The sequence below is a fragment of the Janthinobacterium sp. PC23-8 genome (assembly GCF_002250505.1).
Lineage (GTDB): Bacteria > Pseudomonadota > Gammaproteobacteria > Burkholderiales > Burkholderiaceae_D > Janthinobacterium.
This window is the reverse complement of the sequence record NZ_NJGY01000001.1, coordinates 3,465,944-3,492,051: the sequence shown is the minus strand read 5'-3', so window position 1 is coordinate 3,492,051 and position 26,108 is coordinate 3,465,944. Positions and strand designations below refer to the sequence as shown.

Below are 26,108 nucleotides of genomic sequence, written 5' to 3'. Positions count from 1 at the left end.
TATTCAGTGTTACGTTTCGCGCTATCGACAAAGCGTTGTGTTTGTCAGCTGCGAAGAAGGAAGATTATGAAGCATTTAAGCTACTTTGTCAACCCCGTTTTTCAGCGCATTGCGCTTAAAAACTTTCTCTACCTTACTCAGCATTTGCATGCATCGTTCAGCGAGGGGGCGAATTATAGCCCTGGCCTGGAAGGCCTGCAAGGGCTATTTTCAAGCGGGGTAAATATTGCCGTGTGATATCGTAACGCCAGCATCTTCGCGCCTCCCCTAACATGACTCCAATGCCTATTCATAACATTCCGGCCACTGCCAACACCACCCTGGCGGGTCAGCTCAACGACGCCATCAATCACAAGACCAAGCCGCTGGGCAGCCTGGGGCGATTGGAAACGCTGGCGCGCCAGATCGGCCTGATCCAGCAGAGCACGCATCCGACAATAACTCAGCCCGCCATTATCGTGTTCGCCGCCGACCATGGCATCGTCGCCGAAGGTATCTCGGCCTATCCGCAGGACGTCACCTGGCAGATGGTGGAAAATTTCCTGGGCAATGGCGCCGCCATCAATGTGTTTGCACGGCAGAACAACTGCGCGCTCCATATAGTCGATGCGGGCGTGAAGCACGACTTCGGCGTGCGCGACGGTTTGCTGGACCGCAAGCAAGGCCCGGGCACCCGCAACTTCGCGCAGGAAGCGGCAATGACACGGCAGGAATGCGCATCGGCCATGCAGGCCGGCATGGACCTGGTCGACACGCTGCCCGGCAATGTGCTGGGTTTTGGCGAAATGGGCATCGGCAATACCACCGCCGCTGCCGCGCTGATGCACAAGCTGACCGGCACACCGGTGGCGCAGTGCGTGGGCGCCGGCACGGGCTTGTCCACTGACGGTATCTTGCACAAGCAGCGCGTGATCGAAGCGGCCGCAGCCAAACATGCGAAAGCCATTGAGCCGCTCGATGTGCTGGCCACCTTTGGCGGTTTTGAAATCGCCATGATGGCCGGCGCCATGCTGAAAGCGGCCGAACGGCGCATGGTGCTCCTGATCGACGGCTTTATCGTCAGCAGCGCCCTGCTGGTGGCGGCGCGACTGCAGCCGGCCATCCTCGATTACTGCGTCTTTGCGCACTGCTCCGACGAGGCTGGCCATCGTCATCTGCTGGCCAACCTCGATGCACAACCCCTGCTGAAACTGGACCTGCGCCTGGGCGAAGGCACGGGCAGCGCGCTGGCCCTGCCGTTGCTGCAGGCGGCCGTCAATTTCCTGGCGCAGATGGCGACCTTCGGCTCCGCGCAGGTCAGCGAAAAATCGGTACCCTGACATGCGGCATCAGCTCCGTTTGTTCTTTACCGCGCTGCAGTTCTTTACGCGCCTGCCGACACCACGCTGGGTCGGCTACCAGCCCGAGTGGCTGCAGCAGTCGTCGCGCTATTTTCCGCTGGTCGGCGTGGTGGTCGCCGGCATCTGCGCCGCGCTATATATAATGGCGAGCACGCTGCTGCCGTCGCACGTCGCCGTGCTGCTGGCCGTGGCCGCCGGCATTTATGTGACGGGCGCCTTTCATGAAGACGGCTTCGCCGACATGTGCGACGGCTTCGGTGGCGGCCTGACGCGCGCGCGGGTGCTGGAGATCATGAAGGATTCGCGCATTGGCGCCTACGGCGCGATCGGCATCGTGTGCCTCCTGGCCGTCAAGGGTGCGGCGCTGGCGTCCTTGCCGCCGGCCGTGGTGGTGGCAGCGTTGTTTGTCGCCCATCCGCTGTCGCGCCTGGCGGCCGTATCGCTGATCTGGTGCATGGACTACGCGCGCGACGAAGGCAAGTCCAAGCCGATGGCGCAGGCCATGAGTACCCGTGAATTCGTGATCGCCGCCGTCTGCGCCCTGTTGCCGGCCGTCGTGTGCGCCCTGCTGGGCGTGATCGACTGGAGCGCGCTGGTGCTGGCCGTGCTGGCCGCCACCGCCAGCGCCTGGTTCCTGGGCCGCAAATGCCAGCGCCGCTTGCAAGGTTATACGGGCGACTGCCTGGGCGCGGTGCAGCAGGTGGCGGAGGTGGCGATCTACCTGGCCATCCTGTCCAGCTTGCAGCCCACCCTGTTTTTTACTCAACCATGAGACTGATACTGGTGCGCCATCCGCAGCCCGAGGTGGCCAGCGGCGTCTGCTACGGCAGCAGCGATGTTGCTGTCGCACCACATATTCTGGCCTCGACCCGTGCCCGCCTGCGCGCCAGTTTGCCGCCGCATCTGCCGCTATATACCAGTCCCCTGTGGCGCTGCGCCGAACTGGCATCGACGCTGGCGGACGATCTTCAGGCCAGCCGCTACACGCAGGACGCGCGCCTGATGGAGATGGATTTCGGCTGCTGGGAACTGCGCGCCTGGCACGATATCGCGCGCAATGAAATCGACGCCTGGGCTGCTGACCTGGCGCATTACCGGCCGGGCGGCGGCGAGAATGTGCTGGCGATGGCGACCCGGCTCTCAGCGTTTCTCGATGAACTGTTGCGCGAACAACACGCAGCAGCTATCGTCATTTGCCATGCCGGCACCATCCGCCTGCTGTCGGCCCTGCAGGCCGGCCTGCCATTGGCGCAAACGGCACAGCTGGCCGCATCGAGCGCACACAAAATCGGCTATGGCGAGATCGTCACGCTCGATTTTGCGCCACCAATCGTCACGCCGGCCGTTTGAGTCCGGCCCGGCTGCACGTATAATGGCGGGGTTTTGGTGCCCGCGTTCATGTCATGAATGCAGTTAAACGGGAAACACGATGCCGACCGAAGGCCAACGTGTGCTGCCCCCGCAACGGTAAACAAGTGTCGCCGCTTTCGACCAGAAAGTGCACGACAAGCTGTCCCTGACAACCACTGTGCCTTGATCGGCATGGGAAGGTAGGACAGCCTCACTTGCAGCCCGGATACCGGCCAGGACAGGTGGAAGTGCGGGCCTTGCTGGGCGCCGCGCCTTCCGTTGAATCTGGCTTGCGGGGACGCGAGCCGGGTGCTTTCTCCGAAGAAAACGATATCATGACTGCTCCTGTATTACACCGCCGCGCGCCGGCAATGGCGCCGCGCGCCCTGGTTTCCGCCATCTCCCTGTGCTTCATCGCCGCCGCTCCTGCATTCGCGCAAACCAATGGCATGATGCTGGACCAGATCGTCGTGACGGGTTCCCGCTTCAACAGCGACCCTGCACTGCAGCCGATCGGCGCCACCGTCATCACGGCCGATGAAATCCGCCGCGCGGGCATCAGCGATGTGAACCAGGCTATCCGCAAGATCGGTGGCGTCTATGGCCGTCAAAGCCTCACCGGTAGCCCTGACTTTACTCTCGATCTGCGCGGCTTCGGCGCCACCGCCAGCCAGAACACGGTCGTGGTCCTCGACGGCGTGCGCCTGTCCGAAAATGAACTGACCGATCCAGTCCTGGCCAGCATCCCCATCGATAGCGTCGAACGCATCGAAATCACGCGCGGCGGCAGCAGCGTCCTGTACGGCGACGGCGCCACGGGCGGCGTGATCAATATCGTTACCAAACGTCCAGGCAAGCAAGCTGGCCGCGGTACCGTCTTTGCCGAAGTTGGCCAGTTGGGCCAGCGCGAAGTGCGCGGCTCCGTTGCGCAGACCTGGAATAACGTTACCCTCGATGCCGCCGTCGGCAAGCAGGAAACCGATAACTATCGCGACAATAACGAATACAAGCAAACCAACTTCGGCGGTGGCGCGCAATGGCATGACAAAAATGTCCGCGCAGGTGTGCGTATCGACAGTACGCGCCAGGATAGCCGCTTCCCTGGCTCGATCACACTGGCCCAGTTTGAAGACAACCCGCGTCAGGCGAAAACACTGAAAGATTTCGGTTCGGTCGACAGCGACCGCTACACCGCCTTTGCTGAAGGCCGCCTGGGCACCATTGATCTGGCAGCAGAACTGTCGCATCGCGAAAAAACGGCCAAGTCCACTTATTTCGGCAGCTCCGGTCCTTCCGCATCGGAACGCAAAACCAAGCAAAACCAGTTCTCGCCACGCCTGCGCCACTTGGGCCAGTTCGGCGGCATGCTCAATGAAATCGTCGCCGGTGCCGACTTCATCAAGTGGGACCTGGCAGTCGACGCTTCGTACTCCCAAGCCAAGGCAAAGCAGAAATCGCAGGCATTTTATGTGCGCGATGAATTGAAATTCGCTGGCCCGCAAAACTTCCGCGTCGCTGCCGGCGTGCGCCACGAAACTTTCGACAAAGACTCCGTCGACCCGGTACCGTTCACTGCGGCCACCTACAAAATCAAGCAGAACTTCAATGCCTGGGATGTGCAAGGCAGCTTCGATGTCGTGCCGCAGGTAAATCTGTATGCCAAGGCCGGCCAGAGCTATCGCGTGGCGAACGCGGATGAAAACGGCTACACGCCGGTAGAAAACAAGCCATTGCAAGGGCAGACCTCGCATGATCTGGAACTGGGTGCGTCCTACAATAACAGTATCGTCAAGCTCGATGCTCGCGTCTTCCGCCACAAACTGACCAACGAGATCTATTACGATCCAACGGCAGGCGCTTTCGGTTTTGGTGCCAATACCAACCTTGATCCGACCAAGCATCAAGGGTTCGAACTCGATGCCATGGCGAATATCGCGGCTGACTGGCGCATCAGCGGCCACTACCAACACGTGAAGGCGACCTTCACCGAAGGCGTCAACTCGGGCAAGGAATTGACCCTGATTCCAAAGAACACCCTGTCGGCACGCCTGTCGTGGGTACCAAAAGACGGTCAAAGTGCCGACTTCGGCGCGCAATGGGTAGACAGCCAGCGCTACGGCAGTGATTTTGCCAATACCTGCAATGCCAAGGTGCCATCGTTCACCACCTTCGATGCACGCTATGCACGCAAGTTCGGCGCCTGGGAAATGGCGGTCAATGCCTTGAACCTGACCGACAAGCAGTACTTCACCAACGCATTTAGCTGCAAAGGTGGCATCTATCCTAGCAATGGCCGTCAGATGAAACTCTCGGCACGCTACGATTTCTAAATCGGCCCGTAGATGATTACAATGGCCCGTACGCGCAATCGCATGCGGGCCATTTTTTTTGTATACGTCCCATCAAGGCATCTGAAGCACTCCGTACCACCTTGCGTCACTCCCGTTCCACCTAAGGCAGTACATGCACCCATTTTTCCGCAATATGCGCCACCGTGCGACGGTGATCCTCACGACGCTCTTCGTGTGCGCACTTGCCAGCCTGATTTTCTCCGGCATGACCGGTTCGATTGCCATTGCGCTCGCCGAGCTGCCGTCCGCCCTGTTTCATCTCGTCCAGGGCCAGACCGATACCCTTGCCGCCACCCTGCTTGATTTGCGCCTGGGCCGCGCGCTGACCGCCTTTGTCACGGGCGCCGCGCTGTCGCTGGCCGGCGTGATGATGCAGGCGCTGCTGCGCAATCCGCTGGCCGACCCGTATGTGCTGGGCCTGTCCGCCGGCGCCTCCGTCGGCGCCCTGGCCGCGCTGCTGTTCATGTGTTCCCTGTGGGTGGTCGACGCGTCCGCCTTTGCCGGCGCCGTCGGCATATCCATGCTGCTGTACCTGTTTGCACGGCGCGACCTGCGCGGCGGTACGGCGGCCGAAGGCGGCGCCTCGCTGCTGCTGCTGACGGGCGTGATCCTGTCGTCGGCCTGCATGGCCCTGGTGTCGCTGATGCTGTCGATCGCGCCCGAAAGCCGCTTGCGCAGCATGGTGTTCTGGATGATCGGCGACTTGTCCGGCGCGCCGGCGCGTCTGATGCCCTGGCTGGTGCTGGCGGCGGCGATGATCTTCGCACTGCGCAGCGCCCGTTCCCTGAACGTCATGGCGCTGCATGCCGAAGCGGCCGCTACCCTGGGCGTGCGCGTGGGCGCGTTGCGCAAGGGCCTGTTTTTCTGTTCCGGCCTGCTCACGGCCAGCGCCGTCACCAGCGCCGGCAGCGTGGGCTTCGTCGGCCTGATCGTGCCGCACGCGCTGCGCTTTGCCTGCGGTCCCGACCATCGCCTGCTCATTCCCGCTGCGGCACTGGCCGGCGGCACCTTCCTGGTGCTGGCCGACACGTTGGCGCGCACCGTGCTGGCGCCCTTGCAACTGCCGGTCGGCGTGGTCACGGCCCTGGTCGGCGCGCCCGTGTTCCTGTACCAGCTGCACCGGCTGCGCCGCAAGTGAGGCATTGATGATACGCACCTACCAACTGGGCATGAACGCGGGCACCCGGACCTTGCTGGAGAACCTGAACTGGCACATCGGCGCGGGTCAATGCTGGAGCATCATCGGGCGCAACGGCGCTGGCAAAAGCACCTTGCTGCGCACCCTGGCCGGCCTGCGCGAACCCGATGCCGGCCATGTCACGGTGCAGGGCCGCGCCCTGCTCGACTGGCCGCTGCCGGAACTGGCGCGCGCGCGCGCTTTTCTGGCGCAGGCACGCCATGATGCGTTTTCCTACCGCGTGATCGAAACCGTGCTGTCGGCGCGCCATCCGTATCACGACAACCATTACTGGGAAGGCAGCGATGACCAGCGGATCGCCTTGGCCGCGCTGGCCTCGATGGAAGTGGCGCACCTGGCCGAACGCGACGTGCGCAGCTTGTCCGGCGGCGAGCGCCAGCGCGTGGCGATCGCCGCCATGCTGGCGCAGGATACCCCCATATTATTACTGGACGAACCGGCCAATGCGCTCGACCTGGCGCACCAGGTCAGCGTGATGGGATTGCTGTCGCGCCTGTGCCGCGAACAGAATAAAACCGTGGTGATGGTAAGCCATGACCTGAACCTGGCGCATGGCGTATCGACCCACGCGCTGCTGCTGATGGGCGACGGCAGCTGGCGCGCCGGCACTGTGGCCGAGGTAATGCAGGCGTCCATCCTGGGCCACTACCTGGGCCACCCGATCGAGATCATCGAACACGGCAAACGCAAGATATTCATACCGAAAGAGGACTGACATGAGCGACACCACCCAGAGCAACGACGAGACCGCAGCGAATACCGCAGCAATAAACCAACGCCACCGCGTGCGCATGGAGCGTAAAAAAGCCATTATCGACGCGGCGATCGCCAAGGCCGACAAGGAAATCGGCATCATCATCGTCAACACGGGCAATGGCAAGGGCAAGAGTTCGAGCGGCTTCGGCATGGCGATCCGCGCCATGGGGCACGGCATGAAGGTCGGCGTGGTGCAGTTCATCAAGGGTGCGATGTCGACCGGCGAAGAAAAATTCCTGCGCCGCTTTCCCGACGAAATCAGCTTTCATGCGATGGGCGAAGGCTATACCTGGGAAACCCAGAACCGCGAACGCGATATCGAAAAAGCCGAACTGGCGTGGGAACAGGCCAAGACCTTCCTGGCAGATCCGAGCTACGGCCTGGTGTTGTTCGACGAACTCAATATCGCCCTCAAGTACAACTACCTTGACGTGCACAAGGTGATCGCCGATTTGCTCGAGCGCCCCGCCATGCAGCACGTGGTGATCACCGGGCGCGGCGCGCCGGAAGAACTGATCGCAATTGCCGACACCGTCACCGAGATGGCGGTGGTCAAGCATGCGTATGCTGCCGGCATCGGCGCGCAAGCCGGTACAGAATGGTGAAGTGCGCATGACACGGACGCTGGTCTTCGGCGGCGCGCGCTCGGGCAAGAGCGCGTACGCCGAACAACTGGCCCGCGATTCGGGCAAGGAAGTGCTGTATCTCGCCACCGCGCAGGCCGGCGACGGCGAGATGGCCACCCGCATCGCGCACCACCGCGCCCAGCGCCCGCAGGCCTGGCCGACGCTGGAAGAACCGCTGCGCCTCGCTGCGGCGCTGCTGGCGCAAGCGCAGCCGGGCCGGCTGCTGCTGGTCGACTGCCTGACCCTGTGGCTCTCCAACCTGATGTTTTCGTCCGGCGAGGGCTACCCGGACGTCGGCGATATCGTTCTGCCTGAACTGTTCCACAACGAACGAGCGCAGCTGCTGTGTGCGCTGGCAGAACTGCAAGACGGCGACTGCGACATTATCCTGGTGTCGAATGAAGTGGGCATGGGCATCGTGCCGTATGGTGCCATCTCGCGCTGTTTTACCGATGAAGCGGGCCGCCTGAATCAGGCAGTCGCCGCCATCTGCGAGCGCGCCGTATTCGTTGCCGCCGGCCTGCCCTTGCATTTGAAAGGCGGCCCATGCTGAGCGGCTTTTCACTGCCGCTGCTGGCCGGCCTGATGACGGCTGGCGTGCTGTTTGACTTGCTGCTGGGCGAGACGCGGCGTTTTCACCCGCTGGTCGGCTTTGGCCGCCTGGCCGGCGCCATCGAACGTCTGCTGAACCGGGGCCGCGCGCGTTTCCTGCGCGGCTGTGTCGCCTGGATGCTGGCCGTGCTGCCGATCACCTTGCTCGCCGGCTGGCTATGCGCAGTAACTCCCTTGGCCGGCGCCGCGCTGCATGTGTTTTTGCTGTACCTGTGCCTGGGCCTGCGCAGCCTGCGCGACCATAACCAGCCGATCGCCGCTGCGCTGGCTGCCGGCGATCTGGACACCGCGCGCCTGCTGACGGCGCGCATCGTCAGCCGCGATACCAACCACGCCGACGCCGCCAGCCTGGCCAAGGCCAGCACCGAGTCCCTGCTGGAAAACGGCAACGACGCCGTGTTTGGCACCCTGTTCTGGTTTGCCATCGCCGGCGGCCCAGGCGCCGTGTGTTTCCGGCTGGCCAATACGCTGGACGCCATGTGGGGCTACCGCACGCCGCGCTATGACTGGTTCGGCTGCTGCGCCGCGCGCATCGACGATGTGCTCAATTACCTGCCGGCGCGCCTGACGGCTCTGTCTTACGTCGTGCTGGGCAAAACCATGGCCGACAAACGGCGCGCCTGGCGCTGCTGGCGCGCGCAGGCGCCGAACTGGGGCAGCCCGAACGCGGGGCCGGTGATGGCCAGCGGCGCCGGCGCCCTCGGCCTGGCGCTGGGCGGCGACGCCGTCTACGATGGCAAACTGGAACAGCGGCCAGCCCTGGGCAGCGGCCGCCCGGCTGGTGCCCGCGATATCGACCGCGCCTGGCGCCTGGTGATGGCAACCACCGTGCTGTGGCTGATCTGGATCGGCTTGGCGGCCGGCCTGTCTTATCTGCGAGGGTGCCATGTTGCTTGAACACGGCGGCAATCTGCGCGAGGCCGCGCGCATTCATGGCCGTCCGCTGGACCAGTGGATCGACCTGTCGACCGGCATCAATCCGCACTGCTACCCGGCGCCGGCCACCACTGCGCATGCCTGGCACCGGCTGCCGGAAACCGACCCGGCGCTGGTCGCTGCCGCCTGCGCCTGTTACGGCGCGCCAGCCATGCTGCCGGTGGCCGGCACCCAGGCCGCCATCCAGGCCCTGCCCCGCTTGCGCGCGCCTTGCCGCGTGGTCGTCGCCGCGCCGTCCTATGCCGAACACGCGCATCACTGGGGCCAGCATGGCCACCAGTTGCGCCAGGTGCCCTACTCTGAATTGAACGATGCGGTCGAGGACTGCGAGGTGCTGGTGGTGTGCAATCCGAACAACCCCACCGGTGCATGCATCGCGCCTGAAAAGCTGCTGGCCTGGCGCGCCAGGCTGGCCGCGCGCGGCGGCTGGCTGGTGGTCGACGAAGCGTTTGGCGACACGGAAGATGCGGCCAGTCTTGGCGCCCATGCGGATCAAGCTGGCCTGATCGTCTTGCGCTCGGTCGGCAAGTTCTTTGGCCTGGCGGGACTGCGCCTGGGTTTTGTTGCCGCCCAGCCTGCGCTGCTGCGCGCGCTGGCCGCCATGCTGGGACCGTGGACCGTCAGCGGCCCGGCGCAGCAGGTGGCGCTGGCGGCCTTGTGCGACACGCACTGGCAGCAGGACATGCGCGCGCGGCTGAAAATCGAGGGGCAACGGCTGCGCCAGTTGCTGGCCTCGCACGGCGTTGCCGGCAGCGGCTGCGCGCTGTTTCAATGGTGGCCGGAAACACGCGCCGAAGAATTTCACCGCCATATGGCCGCACGCGGCATCTGGGTGCGGCTGTTCGGCCAGGCCGCGCGCGGCATCCGCCTGGGACTGCCGCCCAATGAACCGGCCTGGCAGCAGCTGGAACTGGCATTGATTGCATGGAACAAGGAAAACACATGAAACACTTTACGATCACGCTGCTGGCTACTGTGCTTGCCGCTCTGCATGCGTTACCGGCCCACGCCGCCATTACCGTGCGCGACGACGATGGCAATGCCGTCACCGTCGCCAGGCCGGCGCAGCGCATCCTGGCGCTGGCGCCCCACATCACCGAACTGCTGTTCGCGGCCGGCGGCGGCGACAAGATCGCCGGCGTGGTCAGCTACAGCGACTATCCGGAAGCGGCGAAAAAAATTGCGCAAGTGGGCGACAACCGCCAGTACGACATGGAGCGCATTATCGCCATGAAGCCGGACCTGATCGTGGTGTGGATGCATGGCAGCGCCGAGCGCCAGATCGCCATGCTGCGCCAGCTGAAAGTGCCGATTTACCACAGCGAGCCGAAAAAGCTGGCCGATATCCCCAACAACATCGAGCGCCTGGGCCAGCTGATGGGCACGGAAAAAGTGGCCGCGCCGGCCGCCGCCCAGCTGCGCGCGAAACTGGCCAGCTTGAGCGCCCAATACGCGCAGCGCCCGCCCGTGCGCCTGTTCTACCAGGTGTGGGACAAACCGCTGTACACGATCAGTGGCGCCAGCATTATCAGCGACGCCATGCGCATATGCGGCGGCCAGAATGTGTTTGCTGCGATGAAAATCGTGGCGCCCGTCGTCACACAAGAAGGCGTGCTGCAGGAAAATCCGGAAGCGATTTTTGCCACCAGCGAAAAGAGCGACAGCGACAGCGAAGGGGGGCTCGCCATGTGGCGCGCGTTTCCATCCTTGAGCGCGGTGCGCAGCAATAATCTGTTCCGTTTGAATGGCGACTTGCTGAACCGGGCCGGCCCGCGCATGGTCGACGGCGCGGCCGCCATGTGCGAAAAACTCGAGCTGGCGCGCCAGCACCGCACGACGCCAGCGGCGAATCCGGCGGCGAAGGCGGTGAAATGAGTCACTACCAGCGCATCGCCTGTCTGTCGACGGAAGCGGTGGAAACCTTGTATGCACTGAAAGCCGAGGAGTTCATCGCCGGCATCTCGGGCTTTACCGTGCGCCCGCCCCGCGCGCGCGCAGAAAAGACCAGGATCAGCGGCTTTTCCTCGTCCAGCCTGGAACGTATTCTGGCCGTGCGGCCGGACCTGGTGATCGGCTTTTGCGACATGCAGGCCGATATCTGCCGCGACCTGGTCAAGGCCGGCGTGGAAGTGCACCAGTTCAACCAACGCACGGTCGAGGGCATCTTGCGCATGATCGCCGTGCTGGCCGCGCTGGTGCAGCGCGACGAAGCGGGCCGCGCCCTGATCGCCGGCCTGCGCGCCGATATCGCCCGCGCACAGCAGCGTGCGGCGCCATGGACGCGCAAGCCGGTCATCTATTTCGAAGAGTGGAATGATCCTTTGATGAGCGGCATCGGCTGGGCGGCGCAGCTGATCGAACTGGCCGGCGGCGTGGACGCGTTTCCCGAATTATCCAGCCAGCCCGGTGCGAAGGAGCGCATTATCGCCGAGCCCCTGGAGGTGGTGCGGCGCGCGCCCGACATCATTGTCGCCAGCTGGTGCGGCAAGAAGTTCCAGCCGGCGCAACTGGCTTCGCGCCCGCAATGGGACACCATCCCGGCCGTGCGCGAGCAGATGCTGTTCGAGATCAAGTCGCCCGATATTCTGTCGCCAGGCCCGGCGGCGATCACCGAAGGGCTGCGCCAGCTCGGCGATATCGTCGCCCACTGGCAGGCGGCGCAGGCATGAACGCCCCCTTCCCCGTCCTGATGGTGCAGGGCACCACCTCGGACGCCGGCAAGAGCACCATCGTCGCCGCCCTGTGCCGGCTGTTGAAGCGCCGTGGCGTGACGGTAACGCCCTTCAAGCCGCAGAACATGGCGCTCAATAGCGCGGTGACTGCCGACGGCGGCGAGATCGGCCGCGCCCAGGCGCTGCAGGCCATGGCTTGCGGCATCGCGCCGCACACCGACATGAATCCGGTGCTGCTCAAACCCTCGTCGAACACGGGCGCGCAGGTGATCATCCACGGCAAGGTGCGCGCCGAGATGGATGCGCGCGACTACCAGCAATACAAGACCATCGCCATGGGTGCGGTGCTCGATTCCTATGCGCGGCTGCGCCAGCAGTACCAGGCCGTGATCGTCGAAGGCGCAGGCAGTCCGGCCGAAATCAATCTGCGCGCGCGCGATATCGCCAACATGGGCTTTGCCGAAGCCGTCGACTGCCCGGTGATTTTAGTGGCCGATATCGACCGCGGCGGCGTGTTCGCCCATATCATCGGCACCCTGGCCTGTTTGTCGGACAGCGAACGCGCGCGCATCGCCGGCTTTGTCATCAACCGCTTTCGCGGCGATATCTCGCTGCTGCAGCCGGGCGTGGACTGGCTGGAACAGCAGACGGGCAAACCGGTGCTGGCCGTGCTGCCCTACTTGCAAGGCTTGTTCCTCGACGCGGAAGACGCGGTCGAAGCGATGCAGGCCGAGCGCGGCGCGTTTACCGTAGTGGTGCCGCAACTGCCGCGCATCAGCAACCATACGGATCTCGACGCCCTGCGCGCCCATCCGGGCATCGACCTGCGCTTTATCAAGCAAGGCCAGCCGATACCGCCGGCCGACCTGGTGATCCTGCCTGGCAGCAAGAACACGCGCGGCGACCTGGCCTGGCTGCAGCACCAAGGCTGGCCAGGCTACCTGGCAAAACACTTGCGCTACGGCGGCAAGGTGATCGGCATTTGCGGCGGCTTCCAGATGCTGGGCGCCAAAGTGCGCGATCCGCTGGGCGTGGAGGGCGCGGCGGGAGTATCGACCGCGCTGGGACTGCTCGAGATGGACACGGAACTGACGGCGGACAAGCGCTTGCTGCAAGTTGCCGGCCAGTGCGTGTTTGACGGTGCAAACGCTGCGCCCGTGAACGGCTACGAGATCCACATGGGCGTATCGCACGGCGCGGCGCTCGATGCGCCAGCGTTCATCATCGATGGCCGGCCGGAAGGGGCGGTGTCAAGCGACGGGCAAATCCTGGGCAGCTATTTGCACGGCATGTTCGACACGCCCGACGCCTGCTCGGCGCTGCTGCGCTGGGCCGGATTGACATCGGATCATGTAGTCGATACCGGCGCGCTGCGCGAAGCGAGCCTGGAGCGTATCGCCGACGCGGCCATCCCCCTGATGGCCGCGCTGGAACGTTTTACCTAATTTTTCAGGCAGGTCCCCATGTAGCTGCGGTCGGTCGAGAACTCGACCGCCATGCTCGACGAGACCGGCATGAACATCGAGTAATCGGCCGGCACGTCGGCCGGGTCCTTGAACACGGCGATGCCATCGAAGTCGACCGCTTGCACACCCAGGCCCAGCTTGTTGACGGTGATGGTCTCGGCATGCGTCTTGCCGGCGGTGTTGTTGGTGATGGTGGCGGTGCTGCCGGCTACCACGATGCTCGCGCTGATGCCCGGCGCCGCGCAGGCGTAGCTGCCGGCGATCTCGCTGCCGATCTTTTGCTGTTTGGCCGCCACGATGGTGCCCACGCGCAGCACGTTCTCCTGGTTGCGGCCGTAGCGGTCGATGAACAGCGCCAGCCCGCGGTCGCCCGCATGCACGTGGACGATGCCGAAATCCTGCTGGCCCTGGCGGGCGATGATCAGCCCACGCGCGCTATCACGGACCAAAGTGAGGCTGGCGTTTTCCGCTGCCAGCTGCGGCGACACGGCCGTGCACGCGCCTTGCGCATTGAACACGCCGCCATTGCACAGTTGCGCGCTGCCATCGGCCGCCACTTTCAGGCTGCCTTTCGGATTGAAGGGGAAGGCGCCATTCGAGGCGTTGCGCATGGTGCCGAGGAAAATATAGTTGCCGGCCAGCTTGGCCACGTCGGTGGCGGCATAACCAGTGCCGCTGACATTCGAGCTCATGCTGCCCAGCTTGATGGTTCCCGTCAACAAACGCGTGCGCGCGTCGATGGTGAGGTTGAGGTCGGTACCGGTATAGGTGGTGATATTGCCCTTGGTAACAGCCGTATAGCTGCCGCTGCGGTCGGTGAGGCCAAACTGCGTCGCCAGCACCTTGACGCTGAAGGTTTTCTTCGCGTTATCAAAGGTGATGCGCCAGGTGTCGCCGATCTCGGCCGCCACGTCGTAGACCGTCTCGTCGGCACTGGCGCCGGCGATCACGGCCAGGCCAGCCTGGGTGGCGACCGCCTGCGAGGCGGCCGTCACGGCATCGGGGGCCGGCGTGACTGGCGCGGTCACTGGCGGGGTGACCACGGGCGGCGTCACCACCACCGGCGGCGTGACGGGAGCGGCCGCAGTAGCGGCGTTGTCGCTGCCGCCGCCGCAAGCGGACAGGGCAGTACCCAGCAGGACGATGGTGAAGGCATTTTTCATAGTGGTTTTCCAGGAGAGGGGTGACGCGACGGTCAATGGCCGCGATGGCAACAACCATGCTAGCGTGCACCCCAGGCCTTGACCATGGAACAACTGTTCCATGGACTGGAAGCGGCGACCATGGCACGCATGCAGCCTGTCGGCGCGGACGCGCCATTTATGTGACAATTCCATACTGTCGGCTCCGTTCCACCCTCCTCCAGGTTTGCATCCATGTCCAGTTCCGCCGTTAAAAGCTATCTTCCGTGGGTCGTCGCCACTGCCCTCTTCATGGAGCAGCTCGACTCGACCATCGTCAATACCGCCATTCCCAGCATGGCCGCCAGTCTCAATGTCACGCCGCTGAGCCTCAAAGCCGTCGTCACCAGCTATATTCTGAGCCTGGCCGTGTGCATTCCGATCAGCGGCTGGATGGCCGACCGCTTCGGCACGCGGCGCGTGTTTTCCGCCGCCGTCGCCATCTTTACCATCGCCTCCGTCCTGTGCGGCCTGTCCGTCAACTCGCCGATGCTGGTGGCCTCGCGCCTGCTGCAGGGTGTCGGGGCGGCGATGATGATGCCGGTCGGCAGGCTGACCATCATCCGCACCTTTCCCAAGTCGCAATTGCTGGCGGCAATGAATTTCGTCATCATCCCGGCCCTGATCGGCCCGCTGCTCGGTCCCACCGTGGGTGGGCTGATCGTGTACTGGCTGTCGTGGCGCGAGATTTTCTTCGTCAATGTGCCGGTCGGCCTGGCGGCCTTGTACCTGGCGCACCGCTACATGCCCGACTATTACGGTGACAAGCCGCGTCCGCTGGACCTGATCGGCCTGGTGCTGTTCGGCACCGGCATCGCCCTGCTGTCGTGGCTGCTGGAAGTGTTCGGCGAACATCGCGTCGATCCCACCTCGTTTGCCGTGCTGCTGGTCATTTCCATCAGCTTGCTGGCGGCCTATGCCTGGCATGCGAGCGAAGTGCTGCACCCGCTGCTGCGCCTGGTGCTGTTCAGGGTACGCACCTTCCGCGTATCGGTGCTCGGTGGCTTTGTCACGCGCCTGGGCGTCGGCGGCCTGCCGTTCCTGTTGCCGCTGCTGTATCAGCTGGGTCTGGGCTTGCCCGCCTGGCAGTCGGGCCTGTTGATGATGCCGTCGGCGGCCGCCGCGATGGGCATGAAATTCATTTCCGCGCGCGTGCTGGCGCGCTTCGGCTACCGCCAGGTGCTGATCGTCAATACGGTACTGATCGGCGTGACCATCGCCATGTTTTCACTGGTGGGCGCCGGCACGCCCCTGTACGTGATCGTCGCCATCAGCCTGTGCCTGGGATTTTTCAATTCGCTGCAGTTTTCCAGCATGAACACGATCGCCTACGCCGATCTCGACAAAGGCGACTCCAGCATGGCCAGCACGATTGCCAGTTCGATGCAGCAACTGTCGATGAGTTTTGGCCTGGCGTTCGGTTCACTGATCACCGGCTGGTATCTGGGCGACATGCCGCAGTCGAACCGCGTCATGCTGACCACCGCCCTGCACCATGCGTTCCTGACCCTGGCGGCAGTGACGATCCTGTCTTCGCTGACCTTCTGGACCTTGCGCCGCACCGATGGCGAAAGCATCAGCAAGGGCAGCGATATCGATGAGGATGAAGACGACGCGGACCAGGTCAAGGCCGTGCTCCAGACGACGGCGCAGACCGGCAAACACTGAGCGGCCTCAAGCCGCGCCCGCGCCGCGCTGGCGGCCCACTCTGCGCCGGTGCTACTGTGTAGCGGGAGGCGCAGATGGCGATCGAGCGGCAGTTCGCATGGGAAGGCACAGATCGCCACGGCAAGCGGGCAGAAGGCGTGCTGCGCGCCACCGACGCCGCCGCCGCCAGCTTGCTGCTGCGCCGCCAGGGCATCCTGGCCACCCGCGTGCAAGAGCGCCGCGCCGCGCCCGGCAAGGCTCTCACCCACAAGGATATCGCGCTGTTCACGCGCCAGCTGGCCACCATGATGGGCGCCGGCGTGCCGCTGTTGACCGCCTTCGAGATCGCAGGCAAGGGCCATGCCAAGCCGGCCATGACGCAGCTGATGCACGACTTGCGCCACGATATCGAAGCGGGCGGCAGCCTGCAGCAGGCCTTTCGCCAGTTTCCCCACCTGTTTGATGAACTGTATTGCAGCCTGGTGGCGGCCGGAGAGCAGGCTGGCATCGTGCAGGAACTGCTGGCGCGCCTGGCCACGCACCAGGAAAAAGCCATCGCCCTGCGCCGCCAGTTGCGCGGCGCGCTGATGTATCCGCTGGCCATCGTGACCGTCGCCATTGTCGTCACCACCATTATCCTGGCCGTGGTGGTGCCGGCCTTCCGGCAGGTGTTCGACAGCTTCGGCGCGCCGCTGCCCCTGCCCACCGTGCTGGTGATGGAACTGTCGCGCCTGCTCGTGCAATCGTGGTACTGGCTGCTGGCCGCGCTGCTGGCGCTGGTATTGCTGCTGCGCCTGGCCTGGCGCCGCCTGCCGCGATTGCGCCGCGACGTGCAGTTGCAAGCGCTGCGCATTCCCCTGTTCGGCCCGCTGCTGCGCCGCGCGGCGATCGCCCGCTGGACGCGCACCCTGGCCGCCATGTACGCCGCCGGCGTGCCCCTGCTCGATGCGCTGGCCCTGGTCGGCGCCGCCGCCGGCAATATCGTGTACCAGGAAACGACCTTGCGCATCGAGCGCGAGATCCGCGCCGGCGGCAGCCTGGCGCTGGCCATGGGCCACAGCGGCGTGTTTCCCGCGCTGCTGACGCAACTGGCCCTGATCGGCGAAGAGTCCGGCGCGCTCGACGCCATGCTCTCGCGCGCGGCCGACATCATCGAAGCGGAGATCGACGCCACCGTCACCATCCTCACCTCCTTGCTGGAACCGGCGCTGATGCTGGTGCTGGGCGTGCTGGTGGGCGGCCTGGTGATTGCCCTGTATTTGCCGATTTTCAGGCTGGGCGCGGTGCTGTAACGAGCCGGGTACAGGTTCACGGAATAGCCGCTGCATGCAGGTCGGGCCGGGCGGCCTGTATCGCCGCTGTAGCAGTGCTTCGACTGATACAGCATGTGCCTGTGCGCCGCGCCTTGTGCCTTGTCCCTGCCGTGCCACGCTTCTAGACTAGAGGCTTCTCCACCCTGCGACTGCCTGCCATGACCGAACTACTGCCCCTGATCAGCTATTGCTTTGTGATGTCCGCCACGCCCGGGCCAAACAACGTCATGCTGGCCACCACCGGCGCCAACTTCGGCTATCGCGGTGCGCTGCCGCTTATCCTCGGCATCCAGGTCGGCATCTTTGTACAGACTTTGCTCATGTGCGTGGGGCTGGGCAGCGTGTTCGTCGCGTACCCGATGGCGCAGCAGGTACTGCGGATCGTGGGCGCGCTGTACCTGATGTTTTTGGCCTGGAAGCTTGCCGGCGCCTCGGTGGCGGGAACCAGCGCACCGAAGGCCGTGTCGTTTGCGCAGGCGGCGCTGTTTCAGGCGCTGAACCCGAAGAGCTGGCTCAAGGCGATCACCATGGCCTCGGTCTTCATGCCTTCGCAAAGCAACATGCTCACCAGCGCGCTGCTGGTGTCCGTGATCGGCACCGTGGTCAGCATGCCATGCAACGCCATGTGGGCGCTGTTCGGCGTCGCGATCCGCAGCATGCTGAAAGCGCCCCGCAACCAGCGCCTGTTCAATCTGGCGATGGGTGCCATCCTGCTGGTCCTCGCCGTGATGTTTTTACGCTAAACTTGCAGCCATGTTCGCCATCGACCGCTCCTCACCCATCGCCCTGTTCAAGCAGATCGAGGCCGCATTGCGCCAGCAGATCGCGCAACGCGTCCTGCCTGGCGGGGCCAGGCTGCCGTCGATCCGCCAGCTCGCCACGCAGCTCGCCGTCAGCACCAACACGGTGGTGGTCGCTTATGACAGGCTGGTGGCCGCAGGCGTCATCGATACGCACGGCACGGCGGGCTTCTTCGTCTGCGCTGCAACTGAGGCCAGCCGCGCCGTTCCCGACGAGGTGGCGCTGGAGGCGGGCCAGGAGCAGGAGCCGGTCTGGCTGAGCCAGCAAGTGAACGACCAGCGGCCGGGCGTGCTGCTGGCCAGCAGCGGCGCCTTGCCGCCCACCTGGCTGCAGGACGCGCTGCCGGCGGCAGCCGTGCAACGTGGCCTGGCGCGCAGCGCGGCCGGCATGGCCTCGCGCTGTCCGCCACAAGGGCTGGCCGAACTGCGCGAGCAGATCGCGCTGCTGCTGCGCGGCATCGGCATCGCTGCGGATGCCAGCCACATCCTCACCACTTCCGGCGGCACCCATGCCATCGATCTGATCTGCCGCACGTTTCTACAGCCCGGCGATACGGTGCTGGTGGAAGACCCCGGATACTTCCTGATGTTCGGCAGGCTGCGCCAGGATGGCGTGCGCCTGGTGCCCATCAAGCGCCGCCCCGATGGCCTCGACCTGGACGAACTGGAAGCGGCCTGCCGCGTGCACCGTCCGCGCCTGCTGTTCGTGCAGACAGCTTTGCACAATCCCACCGGCTGGAGCAGCAGCGCCGCCAACCTGCACAAGGTACTGATCATGGCGCAGCAATATGGCTTCCTGATCGCCGAAGACGACGTGCACGGCCATTTCCAGCACGGGCATAGCACGCGACTGGCATCGCTGTCCGGACTGGACGGCGTGATCTACTACTCCAGCCTGTGCAAGGCGCTCAGCCCGGCCCTGCGCATGGGCTACCTGGCCGCAGCGCCCGCCCTGCTCAAGCTGCTGATGCGCACCAAGATCCACGCCATCATGACTTTGCCGGCGCTGAACGAATACGTTCTGCTCGAAGCGCTCAAGGCCGGCAACCTGCGCAAGCACCTGGAGCGGCTGCAACGCAAGATCATGGTGGCGCGCAACGCCAGCACGCAGCAACTGAGTGCGGCCGGCGTGCTGTTCGAACAACCCGGCGACGCAGGAATTTTCCTGTGGGGCAGCATGCCCGCAGGGCTGGACGTGGACTTGCTGGTGCAGGACGCTTACCGCAACAAGATCCTGCTGATGCGCGGCGCCGTGTTCTCGGCCAACGACACGCCCGACCAGCACATCCGCTTCAACGTCGCCTTCAGCCAGCATCCCCGCGTGAGCGCCTACCTTGAAGAACGCCTGCGCGCGGTGGCCGGCGCGCGCTCCAGCCTGGCACGCGCCAGCGGCACGGCCAGCATCGTCAAGCCGGAACACTGAAAGCTGAGGCTGCAGGCTATTGCTTGCTCTTTCTCCTTGATTGCCTCTACCGCTGAGTTTGTTCAATGCGGAGATACAGGTCCATGCCCTGGCCGCTATCCTGTACCTCCATCAGCCTGGCAAGTTGATCTGGCAGGGGCATGTCGGAGAACGCGTGGCCTGCCGAAAGTTCCCCGGAAGGGTGAGGATGTTTTACACTGCGCAGTGCCGGCATCTGTTTGCACGGCAACATCCCACCCTGACAAGACCACCATGCCGCAAGATACCCTGTTGTTCGCCGCGCCCGGCAATCTGTTCGTCACGCTCGTCGCCGCCCTGTTCGGCCTGATCGTGGGCAGCTTTCTCAATGTCGTGATCCATCGCATGCCGAAGATGATGCAGCGCGAGTCCGACAATTACGTCGCCGTCGAAAGCGGTTTGCCGCCGCCCCACACCGACAAATACAACCTGATGCTGCCGCATTCGCACTGCACCGCCTGCGGCCACCGCATCACGGCACTGGAAAACATTCCCGTCCTCAGCTACCTGGCCTTGCGCGGCAAATGCAGCGCCTGCAAGGCGCCCATTTCACCGCGCTACCCGCTGGTGGAAATCCTGACCGGTGTGCTGTCGGCCTTGCTGGTCTGGCATTTCGGCAGCGGCTGGACCGGGCTGGCGGCCTTGCTGTTTGCCTTTTTGCTGATCGCCATGACGTTTATCGACGCCGACACGCAAATGCTGCCCGACGACCTGACGTTTCCCCTGTTGTGGGCTGGCTTGTTGGTCAATATCCATGGCACCTTCGTGCCGCTTGCCGACGCCGTGATCGGTGCGGCCGCCGGCTACCTGGCCCTGTGGAGCGTTTACTGGGCCTTCAAACTGGCGACAGGCAAGGAAGGAATGGGGTATGGTGACTTCAAATTGCTGGCGGCCCTGGGCGCCTGGCTGGGCTGGACCATGCTGCCGACGATTATTTTATTGTCGTCCATCGTCGGCGCGCTGGTCGGCATCGCGCTGATCGTGTTTGCAAAACGCGGGCGCGACAAACCGATACCCTTCGGTCCCTACCTGGCCGCCGCCGGCGTGATCGCCCTGCTGTATGGCGCGCCGCTGTCGCAGCTGACCCTGGGCCTGGTGGGCTGATGAGGGAACCCATGACACAAGCGGCAACACCCTGTTTCAGCATCGGCCTGACCGGCGGCATCGGCTGCGGCAAGAGCACGGTGGCCAGTCTGTTTGCCGCGCGCGGCGCCAGCGTCGTCGATACCGACGAGATCGCCCATAGCCTGACTGCCCCGGGCGGCGCGGCCATGCCGGCACTGCTGGCCGAATTCGGCACGCAGTTTGCCGATGCGCGCGGCGCCATGGACCGCGCAAAAATGCGCGAGCTGGTATTTTCCGACGGCGCCGCCAAAGCCAGGCTGGAAGCGATTTTGCATCCGCGCATCCGCGCCGCCACCCTGGCCGCTGCCGCCAGCGCCAGCGGCAGCTATGTGATCTTTGCCGTGCCGCTGCTGGTCGAATCGGGTGGCTGGGTGGAGCGGGTCAACCGCGTGCTGGTGATCGACTGCCTGGAAAGCCTGCAGGTGACGCGCGTCATGCAGCGCAACGGCCTGTCGGAAGCGCAAGTGAAGGCCATCATGGCCACCCAGGCAACGCGGGCCATGCGCCTGGCGGCGGCCGATGATGTGATCGATAACAATGGCGACCTGGCGGCCCTGGAGCCGCAGATCGCCGTCTTGCATGAGGTCTATCTGGCATTTTCAAAAAGAATGGCTGGAATGGCCTCGCAGCATTTGTAATTTGTCGACGCTTGGTTCAGAATCACGGGATTGCTTGCCGGTCCATATTTAAGGGATGTTATTTTGATTGTCTACGAATATCCTTTCAACGAACGCATACGTACCCTGCTGCGGCTGGAAGACCTGTACGACAAATTCAAGTTCTTCGTCCAGCAAGAACATGCGATGCAGCACCATGTTGCTCTGGCCACCATCTTTGACATGCTGGAAGTGGCCGGCCGCGCCGACCTGAAGTCCGATCTGCTGCAGGAGCTCGAACGCCAGCGCCAGAGCCTGCTGGGCTACCGCAGCAATCCGAACGTGGAACCGGAGACCCTCGATGCCATCCTCGCCGAACTCGACAGCGTCAGCGGCACGCTGGTGGCGGCGCAAGGCAAGACCGGACAGAATATCCGCGACAATGAATGGCTGATGAGCATACGGGGACGCACCATCATCCCCGGCGGTGCCTGCGAATTCGACCTGCCGTCCTACCATGCCTGGCAGCAGCGCAGCTCGGAACACCGGCGGGCCGATATCGACGCCTGGTTCGCGCCGCTGGCGCCCCTGTTCGATGCGCTGGCGCTGGTGCTGCGCCTGCTGCGCGATTCGGGCGGCCCCGTCAAATTGATCGCCAACGCCGGCAGCTTCCAGCAAATGCTGCAAGGGAAGGTCTACCAGATGCTGCGCCTGAGCCTGGACGAGTCCAGCGGCGCGATTCCCGAAATCTCCGCCAACAAATACATGCTGTGGGTGCGCTTTACCACCCAGGGCGGCGACCTGAAACCCAAGCCGCTCGAAGAAGACGTCCCATTCGAGCTCACGCTCTGTAATTTTTAATGATTCTTGCCATGACCGTTGTTAACTGCCCCACCTGCGCCGCCAAAGTCGAATGGACCGAGGCCAACAAATTCCGCCCCTTCTGCTCCGATCGCTGCAAGCAGATCGACCTGGGCGCCTGGGCCGAAGAGAAATACACGATCCCGGCCGCCGACCCGCTCGACGATCCCCTGGATGATGAAGAAAACCAGCCGCAGCACTAAGCAAGTACGCATAAATTCTTGTGGATTCTGACTTCCATAACCGGCGCTCTGCAAGGTGGCCGACGAGGCTTGCCCGCCGCTAGCAGTGCTCGCACTGCGTCGCATCGGGCGCCTTTGCGGGAGTATCGCCTTGCAAGGCGATACCGTTGCGCAGGCGCGGGACAGGTCCCGCGAATTCCCTGCTCCGCCATCCGATTCTGTTCGTCATAATTTCACAATAATTTCTTGTCACTTACTTAACTGAACGGGTTTTCCAGCCGCAAACCCGTTTGTGCATAGCGGTCCAGCCTTCCGCTGACCACCGTCAGGCCATGGGCGATGCCCATCGCCGCGATCTGGCCATCGATGGCCGAGCCATGCTGCGGCAAACGGGACCAGACCAGCGCGCAATCGAGATCGAACTCGAGCAGACGCGCCGCATAGTCGCGCAAGACCGCCTCCAGCCAGCTTTCCATCGCCAGCGCTTCCATGCTGGCGCCGCGCCGCCACAGTTGCCCGATACCGGCGCGCCACTGCGCCACCACCTGCACCGGCAGATAGCGCTCGTCGGGCGCCACCCGCTCGAACCAGGCCTGCACGCCGGCCGGCGCCTGTTTTCCCTTGCGCGCGGCATGGACCACGTCGGCGTCCAGCAGGTAGCCGGGCATGATCAAAGGTCGCGGCCAAACTCGGCGTCGCTGCCGACATCGGGCATGCCGCGCAGGATATCGTCGAGCGTTCGCTTGGGCAGCGGGCGCAGCACGCTGCGCAGGATCTCGCGGTGTTCTTCCTCGATGCTGCGGCCGTGGGCGCGGGCGCGCTTGTGCAGCGCGGCCAGCAGCAGTTCATCGGCGTCATTGAAAGTGAGGGTCAGGGTCAGCGCCATGCGGGTCTCCCGCTATCGTCAGTCAATCACTTTAGCGGAAAGACCCGGCAATGCAAGGCGCGAGGAGAAATCAGGCGACGGCCGTCAAGCCGCCGCGGCGCTTTCGCGGCGCACCACGTCCAGCCATTCCAGCAGCGGAATGGTGGCGGGCAGCAATGGTTCCACGCCGACCGCGCCCTGCCATGCAAACGCCTGGCCTTCCAGGCTTTGCGGCTCGCCGCGCCAGTGGCGGCTGATATAGAAATGCAGGCGCACATGCGCGTGCGGATAGACATATTCCACGCCGCACCAGGCTTCGGCGCTGTCGATCTGCAGGCCCAGCTCCTCGACAAACTCGCGCTTGAGCGCATCGAGTATCGCCTCGCCAGGCTCGACTTTACCACCGGGAAACTCCCAATAGCCGTCGTAGGGCTTGCCGGCCGGGCGCTGGCCCAGCAGCACATCGCCGTTCGGTTTCATCAGGATGCCAACGGCGACGTCGACCGGTTTGACTTTCACCTCGCTCATTGCGGCAGCGTTCCCGCAGGAAGTTTCCCAGCATAATCGCGCGCGAACTGCCACGCCACCCGGCCCGAACGCGAACCGCGCTGCAAGGCCCAGCGCAGGGCGTCGCCGCGCGCCTGCGCAATCTGTTCAAGGGTGCAGCCAAACGAAGCGAGCCAGTGCGCCGTGATATCGAGGTAGTCGTCCTGCTTGAACGGGTAGAACGACAGCCACAGGCCAAACCGTTCCGACAAGGAAATCCTTTCCTCCACCGTTTCGCCCGGATGCAGGTCGCCATCGTCGTCGGTCTTGTAGCTGCTGTTGTCCGACATGCGCTCCGGCATCAGGTGGCGCCGGTTCGAGGTCGCATAGATCAGCACATTATCGGACTGCGCGGCGATGCTGCCGTCGAGCGCCACCTTCAGCGCCTTGTAGCCGCTCTCGCCTTCCTCGAACGACAGGTCGTCGCAAAAGATGATGAAGCGCTCGGGCCGCGCCGCCACCAGGTCGACGATATCGGGCAGGTCGGCCAGATCGGCCTTGTCGACTTCGATCAGGCGCAGGCCCTGTCTGGCAAACTGGTTCAGGCAGGCCTTGATCAACGACGACTTGCCGGTGCCGCGCGCGCCCGTCAGCAGCACATTGTTGGCGGGACGGCCAGCGACGAACTGGCACGTATTTTGCTCGATCTGGGCTTTTTGCGTGCCGATATTGTGCAGGTCATCGAGCGCGATGTTCGACACATGCGCCACCGCCTGCAGGTGGCTGGCCGCACCCTGCCGGCGGCGCCAGCGAAAGGCAAAGCCGCTCCAGTCGATGGCCGGGGTGGCCGGCGGCAGGATCGCTTCCACGCGCGCGAGCAAGCTTTCCGCGCGCAGCAGGAACTGTTCGAGGCCGGTCATGAACGGTAGTCGGCGTTGATCGACACGTAGTCATGCGACAGATCGCAGGTCCAGACGGTGGCCGCAGCGTCGCCGCGCGCCAGTTTGACGCGGATGGTGATTTCGCTTTGCTGCATCACGCGCTGGCCGTCCTGTTCCTGGTAGTCGGGATTGCGCCCGCCATTCCTGGCCACCCACACATCGTCCAGGTACAGGTTCAGCAGGCTGACATCGAGGTCGTCCACGCCGGCGTAGCCGATGGCGGCCAGGATGCGGCCCAGGTTCGGGTCGGAGGCAAAGAACGCCGTTTTCACCAGCGGCGAATGGGCGATCGAATAGGCGATCTTGCGGCACTCTTCCATGCTGCGGCCGTCTTCCACGGTCACCGTCATGAACTTGGTCGCGCCTTCGCCGTCGCGCACGATGGCTTGCGCAAGAAAAGTCGACAGTTCGGTGACGGCGGCAGCCAGTGCGGCGTAAGCGGGCGAATCGACCGAGTCGATCACCAGGCTGCCGGCGCCGGTGGCCACCAGCATGAACGAGTCGTTGGTGGAGGTGTCGCCGTCGATGGTGATGCAGTTGAACGATTTGTCGGCCGCCTGTTTCACCAGTTGATCGAGCACCGGCTGGGCCACGGTGGCGTCGAACGCCAGGAAGCCCAGCATGGTGGCCATGTTCGGCTTGATCATGCCGGCGCCCTTGCTGATGCCCGTCAGGGTGACCGCATGGCCGTCGATGGTGACGGTGCGCGAACCGGCCTTGGGCTGGGTGTCGGTGGTCATGATGGCTTCGGCGGCCGAGAACCAGTTATCCTGCGTGAGCGCGGCGACGGCTTGCGGCAGGCCGGCGACCAGACGCTGCACCGGCAGCGGTTCGAGGATCACGCCGGTGGAAAACGGCAGGATCTGCTGCGGCGTGCAGCCCAGCAGTTCGGCCAGTGCGGCGCAGCTGTCCTGCGCGGCGGCCAGGCCCGATTCGCCCGTGCCCGCATTGGCGTTGCCGGTATTGACCAGCAGCGCGCGGATCGGCGCGGCGCCGGCGGCGACGGCCGCCAGGTTGGCTTTCGCAATTTGTACCGGCGCGGCGCAGAAGCGGTTCAAGGTGAACACGCCGGCCACGGTGGCGGTCGGTGCCAGCTTCAATACCAGCAAATCCTTGCGGTTCGGCTTCTTGATGCCGGCTTCGGCAACACCGATTTCAATACCGGCGACGGCTTTCAGGTCGGCGGCGACGGGCTTGGGAGAATTGACGGCCATATGAGTTCTTCTGCGAGGGGAAAAGGAAGCGCTATTGTAGCGCCTTCGCGGCGGCGTTGACCATGCGGCGCGTGATCAGTAGCAGTCTCATCCGTATCCAAGCGCAGCAATCCAGGTGCATCTCCTGCTTGCGCTTGATCAAAGCACAG

Annotated in this window: 28 protein-coding genes and 1 riboswitch; of the genes, 22 read left to right on the top strand and 6 right to left on the bottom strand. The window is 64.2% G+C overall.

Annotated elements, in window-relative coordinates; all coding sequences use genetic code 11:
- From CD932_RS28860 to CD932_RS15080, 14 genes are all read left to right on the top strand, one after another.
- Nucleotides 1-237: hypothetical protein (locus tag CD932_RS28860; RefSeq protein ID WP_217907264.1), on the top strand; the 237-nt coding region annotated here is incomplete at its 5' end.
- Nucleotides 238-281: 44 nt separating this feature from the next.
- Nucleotides 282-1,319 (top strand): nicotinate-nucleotide--dimethylbenzimidazole phosphoribosyltransferase, encoded by a 1,038-nt coding sequence (gene cobT, locus CD932_RS15140; protein ID WP_094443355.1) that lies wholly within the window; start codon nt 282-284, stop codon nt 1,317-1,319.
- A gap of 1 nt (nt 1,320) precedes the next feature.
- Nucleotides 1,321-2,112: an adenosylcobinamide-GDP ribazoletransferase gene (locus tag CD932_RS15135; protein WP_094443354.1), complete on the top strand. Its 792-nt coding sequence runs from the start codon at nt 1,321-1,323 to the stop codon at nt 2,110-2,112.
- A complete protein-coding gene (locus CD932_RS15130; protein WP_094443353.1) occupies nt 2,109-2,690 on the top strand; it encodes a histidine phosphatase family protein in 582 nt (193 codons plus the stop codon). The genes CD932_RS15135 and CD932_RS15130 overlap by 4 nt, the downstream gene beginning before the upstream one ends.
- Before the next feature lie 17 nt (nt 2,691-2,707).
- Nucleotides 2,708-2,943, top strand: a riboswitch (cobalamin riboswitch).
- Nucleotides 2,944-3,025: 82 nt separating this feature from the next.
- Nucleotides 3,026-5,020 (top strand): TonB-dependent receptor, encoded by a 1,995-nt coding sequence (locus tag CD932_RS15125; protein WP_176460958.1) that lies wholly within the window; start codon nt 3,026-3,028, stop codon nt 5,018-5,020.
- Between the two features lie 133 nt (nt 5,021-5,153).
- Nucleotides 5,154-6,179: an iron ABC transporter permease gene (locus CD932_RS15120; RefSeq protein ID WP_094443351.1), complete on the top strand. Its 1,026-nt coding sequence runs from the start codon at nt 5,154-5,156 to the stop codon at nt 6,177-6,179.
- Nucleotides 6,180-6,186: 7 nt separating this feature from the next.
- Nucleotides 6,187-6,954, top strand: a complete 768-nt coding sequence (locus tag CD932_RS15115) for an ABC transporter ATP-binding protein (protein WP_094443350.1) — start codon at nt 6,187-6,189, stop codon at nt 6,952-6,954.
- 1 nt (nt 6,955) lies between these two features.
- On the top strand, nt 6,956-7,600 hold the full coding sequence (cobO, locus tag CD932_RS15110; RefSeq protein WP_094443349.1) for a cob(I)yrinic acid a,c-diamide adenosyltransferase: 645 nt from the start codon (nt 6,956-6,958) through the stop codon (nt 7,598-7,600).
- Between the two features lie 7 nt (nt 7,601-7,607).
- Entirely contained in the window at nt 7,608-8,174 is a 567-nt protein-coding gene (gene cobU, locus CD932_RS15105; RefSeq protein ID WP_094443660.1) for a bifunctional adenosylcobinamide kinase/adenosylcobinamide-phosphate guanylyltransferase, read from the top strand.
- Nucleotides 8,168-9,130: an adenosylcobinamide-phosphate synthase CbiB gene (cbiB, locus tag CD932_RS15100; RefSeq protein WP_094443348.1), complete on the top strand. Its 963-nt coding sequence runs from the start codon at nt 8,168-8,170 to the stop codon at nt 9,128-9,130. Before cobU ends, cbiB begins: the two co-directional genes overlap by 7 nt.
- Nucleotides 9,123-10,115 carry a threonine-phosphate decarboxylase CobD gene (gene cobD / locus CD932_RS15095; RefSeq protein WP_094443659.1) on the top strand — a complete coding sequence of 331 codons (993 nt, stop codon included), beginning with the start codon at nt 9,123-9,125 and terminating at the stop codon, nt 10,113-10,115. The genes cbiB and cobD overlap by 8 nt, the downstream gene beginning before the upstream one ends.
- On the top strand, nt 10,112-11,044 hold the full coding sequence (locus CD932_RS15090) for a cobalamin-binding protein (protein ID WP_094443347.1): 933 nt from the start codon (nt 10,112-10,114) through the stop codon (nt 11,042-11,044). The genes cobD and CD932_RS15090 overlap by 4 nt, the downstream gene beginning before the upstream one ends.
- On the top strand, nt 11,041-11,838 hold the full coding sequence (locus tag CD932_RS15085) for an ABC transporter substrate-binding protein (RefSeq protein ID WP_094443346.1): 798 nt from the start codon (nt 11,041-11,043) through the stop codon (nt 11,836-11,838). The genes CD932_RS15090 and CD932_RS15085 overlap by 4 nt, the downstream gene beginning before the upstream one ends.
- Entirely contained in the window at nt 11,835-13,286 is a 1,452-nt protein-coding gene (locus CD932_RS15080) for a cobyric acid synthase (protein WP_094443345.1), read from the top strand. The genes CD932_RS15085 and CD932_RS15080 overlap by 4 nt, the downstream gene beginning before the upstream one ends.
- Here the strand turns inward: CD932_RS15080 and CD932_RS15075 are convergent.
- Nucleotides 13,283-14,470, bottom strand: coding sequence for a hypothetical protein (locus tag CD932_RS15075; RefSeq protein WP_094443344.1), 1,188 nt, complete (start codon nt 14,468-14,470; stop codon nt 13,283-13,285). The genes CD932_RS15080 and CD932_RS15075 overlap by 4 nt on opposite strands.
- Before the next feature lie 213 nt (nt 14,471-14,683).
- On the opposite strand from CD932_RS15075, the gene CD932_RS15070 reads away from it, so the two are divergent.
- The 8 genes from CD932_RS15070 to yacG all read left to right on the top strand — a co-directional run bounded on the left by CD932_RS15070 (nt 14,684) and on the right by yacG (nt 22,474).
- Nucleotides 14,684-16,156 carry a DHA2 family efflux MFS transporter permease subunit gene (locus CD932_RS15070; protein ID WP_094443343.1) on the top strand — a complete coding sequence of 491 codons (1,473 nt, stop codon included), beginning with the start codon at nt 14,684-14,686 and terminating at the stop codon, nt 16,154-16,156.
- Nucleotides 16,157-16,230: 74 nt separating this feature from the next.
- Complete coding sequence (locus CD932_RS15065) at nt 16,231-17,427, top strand: type II secretion system F family protein (protein ID WP_094443342.1); 1,197 nt, start codon at nt 16,231-16,233, stop codon at nt 17,425-17,427.
- Nucleotides 17,428-17,606: 179 nt separating this feature from the next.
- On the top strand, nt 17,607-18,191 hold the full coding sequence (locus CD932_RS15060) for a LysE family translocator (protein ID WP_094443341.1): 585 nt from the start codon (nt 17,607-17,609) through the stop codon (nt 18,189-18,191).
- Between the two features lie 10 nt (nt 18,192-18,201).
- Nucleotides 18,202-19,671, top strand: coding sequence for a PLP-dependent aminotransferase family protein (locus tag CD932_RS15055; RefSeq protein ID WP_094443340.1), 1,470 nt, complete (start codon nt 18,202-18,204; stop codon nt 19,669-19,671).
- 252 nt (nt 19,672-19,923) lie between these two features.
- Entirely contained in the window at nt 19,924-20,793 is an 870-nt protein-coding gene (locus tag CD932_RS15050) for an A24 family peptidase (protein ID WP_094443339.1), read from the top strand.
- 11 nt (nt 20,794-20,804) lie between these two features.
- Nucleotides 20,805-21,452 (top strand): dephospho-CoA kinase, encoded by a 648-nt coding sequence (gene coaE / locus CD932_RS15045; RefSeq protein ID WP_094443338.1) that lies wholly within the window; start codon nt 20,805-20,807, stop codon nt 21,450-21,452.
- Between the two features lie 63 nt (nt 21,453-21,515).
- On the top strand, nt 21,516-22,271 hold the full coding sequence (gene zapD, locus CD932_RS15040) for a cell division protein ZapD (protein ID WP_094443337.1): 756 nt from the start codon (nt 21,516-21,518) through the stop codon (nt 22,269-22,271).
- 11 nt (nt 22,272-22,282) lie between these two features.
- A complete protein-coding gene (gene yacG, locus CD932_RS15035; protein WP_094443658.1) occupies nt 22,283-22,474 on the top strand; it encodes a DNA gyrase inhibitor YacG in 192 nt (63 codons plus the stop codon).
- Nucleotides 22,475-22,710: 236 nt separating this feature from the next.
- Here the strand turns inward: yacG and CD932_RS15030 are convergent, their stop codons facing one another.
- The 5 genes from CD932_RS15030 to argJ all read right to left on the bottom strand — a co-directional run bounded on the left by CD932_RS15030 (nt 22,711) and on the right by argJ (nt 25,959).
- On the bottom strand, nt 22,711-23,121 hold the full coding sequence (locus tag CD932_RS15030; RefSeq protein ID WP_094443336.1) for a hypothetical protein: 411 nt from the start codon (nt 23,119-23,121) through the stop codon (nt 22,711-22,713).
- A gap of 2 nt (nt 23,122-23,123) precedes the next feature.
- Nucleotides 23,124-23,339, bottom strand: a complete 216-nt coding sequence (locus CD932_RS15025; RefSeq protein WP_094443335.1) for a hypothetical protein — start codon at nt 23,337-23,339, stop codon at nt 23,124-23,126.
- A gap of 84 nt (nt 23,340-23,423) precedes the next feature.
- Complete coding sequence (locus tag CD932_RS15020) at nt 23,424-23,846, bottom strand: NUDIX domain-containing protein (protein WP_094443334.1); 423 nt, start codon at nt 23,844-23,846, stop codon at nt 23,424-23,426.
- The gene (locus CD932_RS15015) at nt 23,843-24,724 is read right to left on the bottom strand and encodes an ATP-binding protein (protein WP_094443333.1); all 882 of its coding nucleotides are present in this window, start codon (nt 24,722-24,724) and stop codon (nt 23,843-23,845) included. The genes CD932_RS15020 and CD932_RS15015 overlap by 4 nt, the downstream gene beginning before the upstream one ends.
- A complete protein-coding gene (gene argJ, locus CD932_RS15010) occupies nt 24,721-25,959 on the bottom strand; it encodes a bifunctional glutamate N-acetyltransferase/amino-acid acetyltransferase ArgJ (RefSeq protein ID WP_094443332.1) in 1,239 nt (412 codons plus the stop codon). Before argJ ends, CD932_RS15015 begins: the two co-directional genes overlap by 4 nt.
- Nucleotides 25,960-26,108 lie beyond the last annotated feature (149 nt).

Bases quoted from the DNA above. Each gene is read 5' to 3' on its own strand.
- CD932_RS15115 (WP_094443350.1), top strand. From the start codon at position 6,187: ATGATACGCACCTACCAACTGGGCATGAACGCGGGCACCCGGACCTTG.
- CD932_RS15050 (WP_094443339.1), top strand. From the start codon at position 19,924: ATGCCGCAAGATACCCTGTTGTTCGCCGCGCCCGGCAATCTGTTCGTC.
- CD932_RS15020 (WP_094443334.1), bottom strand. From the start codon at position 23,846: ATGAGCGAGGTGAAAGTCAAACCGGTCGACGTCGCCGTTGGCATCCTG.
- CD932_RS15075 (WP_094443344.1), bottom strand. From the start codon at position 14,470: ATGAAAAATGCCTTCACCATCGTCCTGCTGGGTACTGCCCTGTCCGCT.
- CD932_RS15130 (WP_094443353.1), top strand. From the start codon at position 2,109: ATGAGACTGATACTGGTGCGCCATCCGCAGCCCGAGGTGGCCAGCGGC.
- cobU (WP_094443660.1), top strand. From the start codon at position 7,608: ATGACACGGACGCTGGTCTTCGGCGGCGCGCGCTCGGGCAAGAGCGCG.
- yacG (WP_094443658.1), top strand. From the start codon at position 22,283: ATGACCGTTGTTAACTGCCCCACCTGCGCCGCCAAAGTCGAATGGACC.
- coaE (WP_094443338.1), top strand. From the start codon at position 20,805: ATGACACAAGCGGCAACACCCTGTTTCAGCATCGGCCTGACCGGCGGC.
- CD932_RS15090 (WP_094443347.1), top strand. From the start codon at position 10,112: ATGAAACACTTTACGATCACGCTGCTGGCTACTGTGCTTGCCGCTCTG.
- CD932_RS15030 (WP_094443336.1), bottom strand. From the start codon at position 23,121: ATGCCCGGCTACCTGCTGGACGCCGACGTGGTCCATGCCGCGCGCAAG.
- CD932_RS15070 (WP_094443343.1), top strand. From the start codon at position 14,684: ATGTCCAGTTCCGCCGTTAAAAGCTATCTTCCGTGGGTCGTCGCCACT.
- CD932_RS15015 (WP_094443333.1), bottom strand. From the start codon at position 24,724: ATGACCGGCCTCGAACAGTTCCTGCTGCGCGCGGAAAGCTTGCTCGCG.
- CD932_RS15085 (WP_094443346.1), top strand. From the start codon at position 11,041: ATGAGTCACTACCAGCGCATCGCCTGTCTGTCGACGGAAGCGGTGGAA.
- cobT (WP_094443355.1), top strand. From the start codon at position 282: ATGCCTATTCATAACATTCCGGCCACTGCCAACACCACCCTGGCGGGT.
- argJ (WP_094443332.1), bottom strand. From the start codon at position 25,959: ATGGCCGTCAATTCTCCCAAGCCCGTCGCCGCCGACCTGAAAGCCGTC.
- cbiB (WP_094443348.1), top strand. From the start codon at position 8,168: ATGCTGAGCGGCTTTTCACTGCCGCTGCTGGCCGGCCTGATGACGGCT.
- CD932_RS15080 (WP_094443345.1), top strand. From the start codon at position 11,835: ATGAACGCCCCCTTCCCCGTCCTGATGGTGCAGGGCACCACCTCGGAC.
- CD932_RS15025 (WP_094443335.1), bottom strand. From the start codon at position 23,339: ATGGCGCTGACCCTGACCCTCACTTTCAATGACGCCGATGAACTGCTG.
- CD932_RS15065 (WP_094443342.1), top strand. From the start codon at position 16,231: ATGGCGATCGAGCGGCAGTTCGCATGGGAAGGCACAGATCGCCACGGC.
- CD932_RS15125 (WP_176460958.1), top strand. From the start codon at position 3,026: ATGACTGCTCCTGTATTACACCGCCGCGCGCCGGCAATGGCGCCGCGC.
- CD932_RS15135 (WP_094443354.1), top strand. From the start codon at position 1,321: ATGCGGCATCAGCTCCGTTTGTTCTTTACCGCGCTGCAGTTCTTTACG.
- CD932_RS15055 (WP_094443340.1), top strand. From the start codon at position 18,202: ATGTTCGCCATCGACCGCTCCTCACCCATCGCCCTGTTCAAGCAGATC.
- CD932_RS15120 (WP_094443351.1), top strand. From the start codon at position 5,154: ATGCACCCATTTTTCCGCAATATGCGCCACCGTGCGACGGTGATCCTC.
- CD932_RS15060 (WP_094443341.1), top strand. From the start codon at position 17,607: ATGACCGAACTACTGCCCCTGATCAGCTATTGCTTTGTGATGTCCGCC.
- cobO (WP_094443349.1), top strand. From the start codon at position 6,956: ATGAGCGACACCACCCAGAGCAACGACGAGACCGCAGCGAATACCGCA.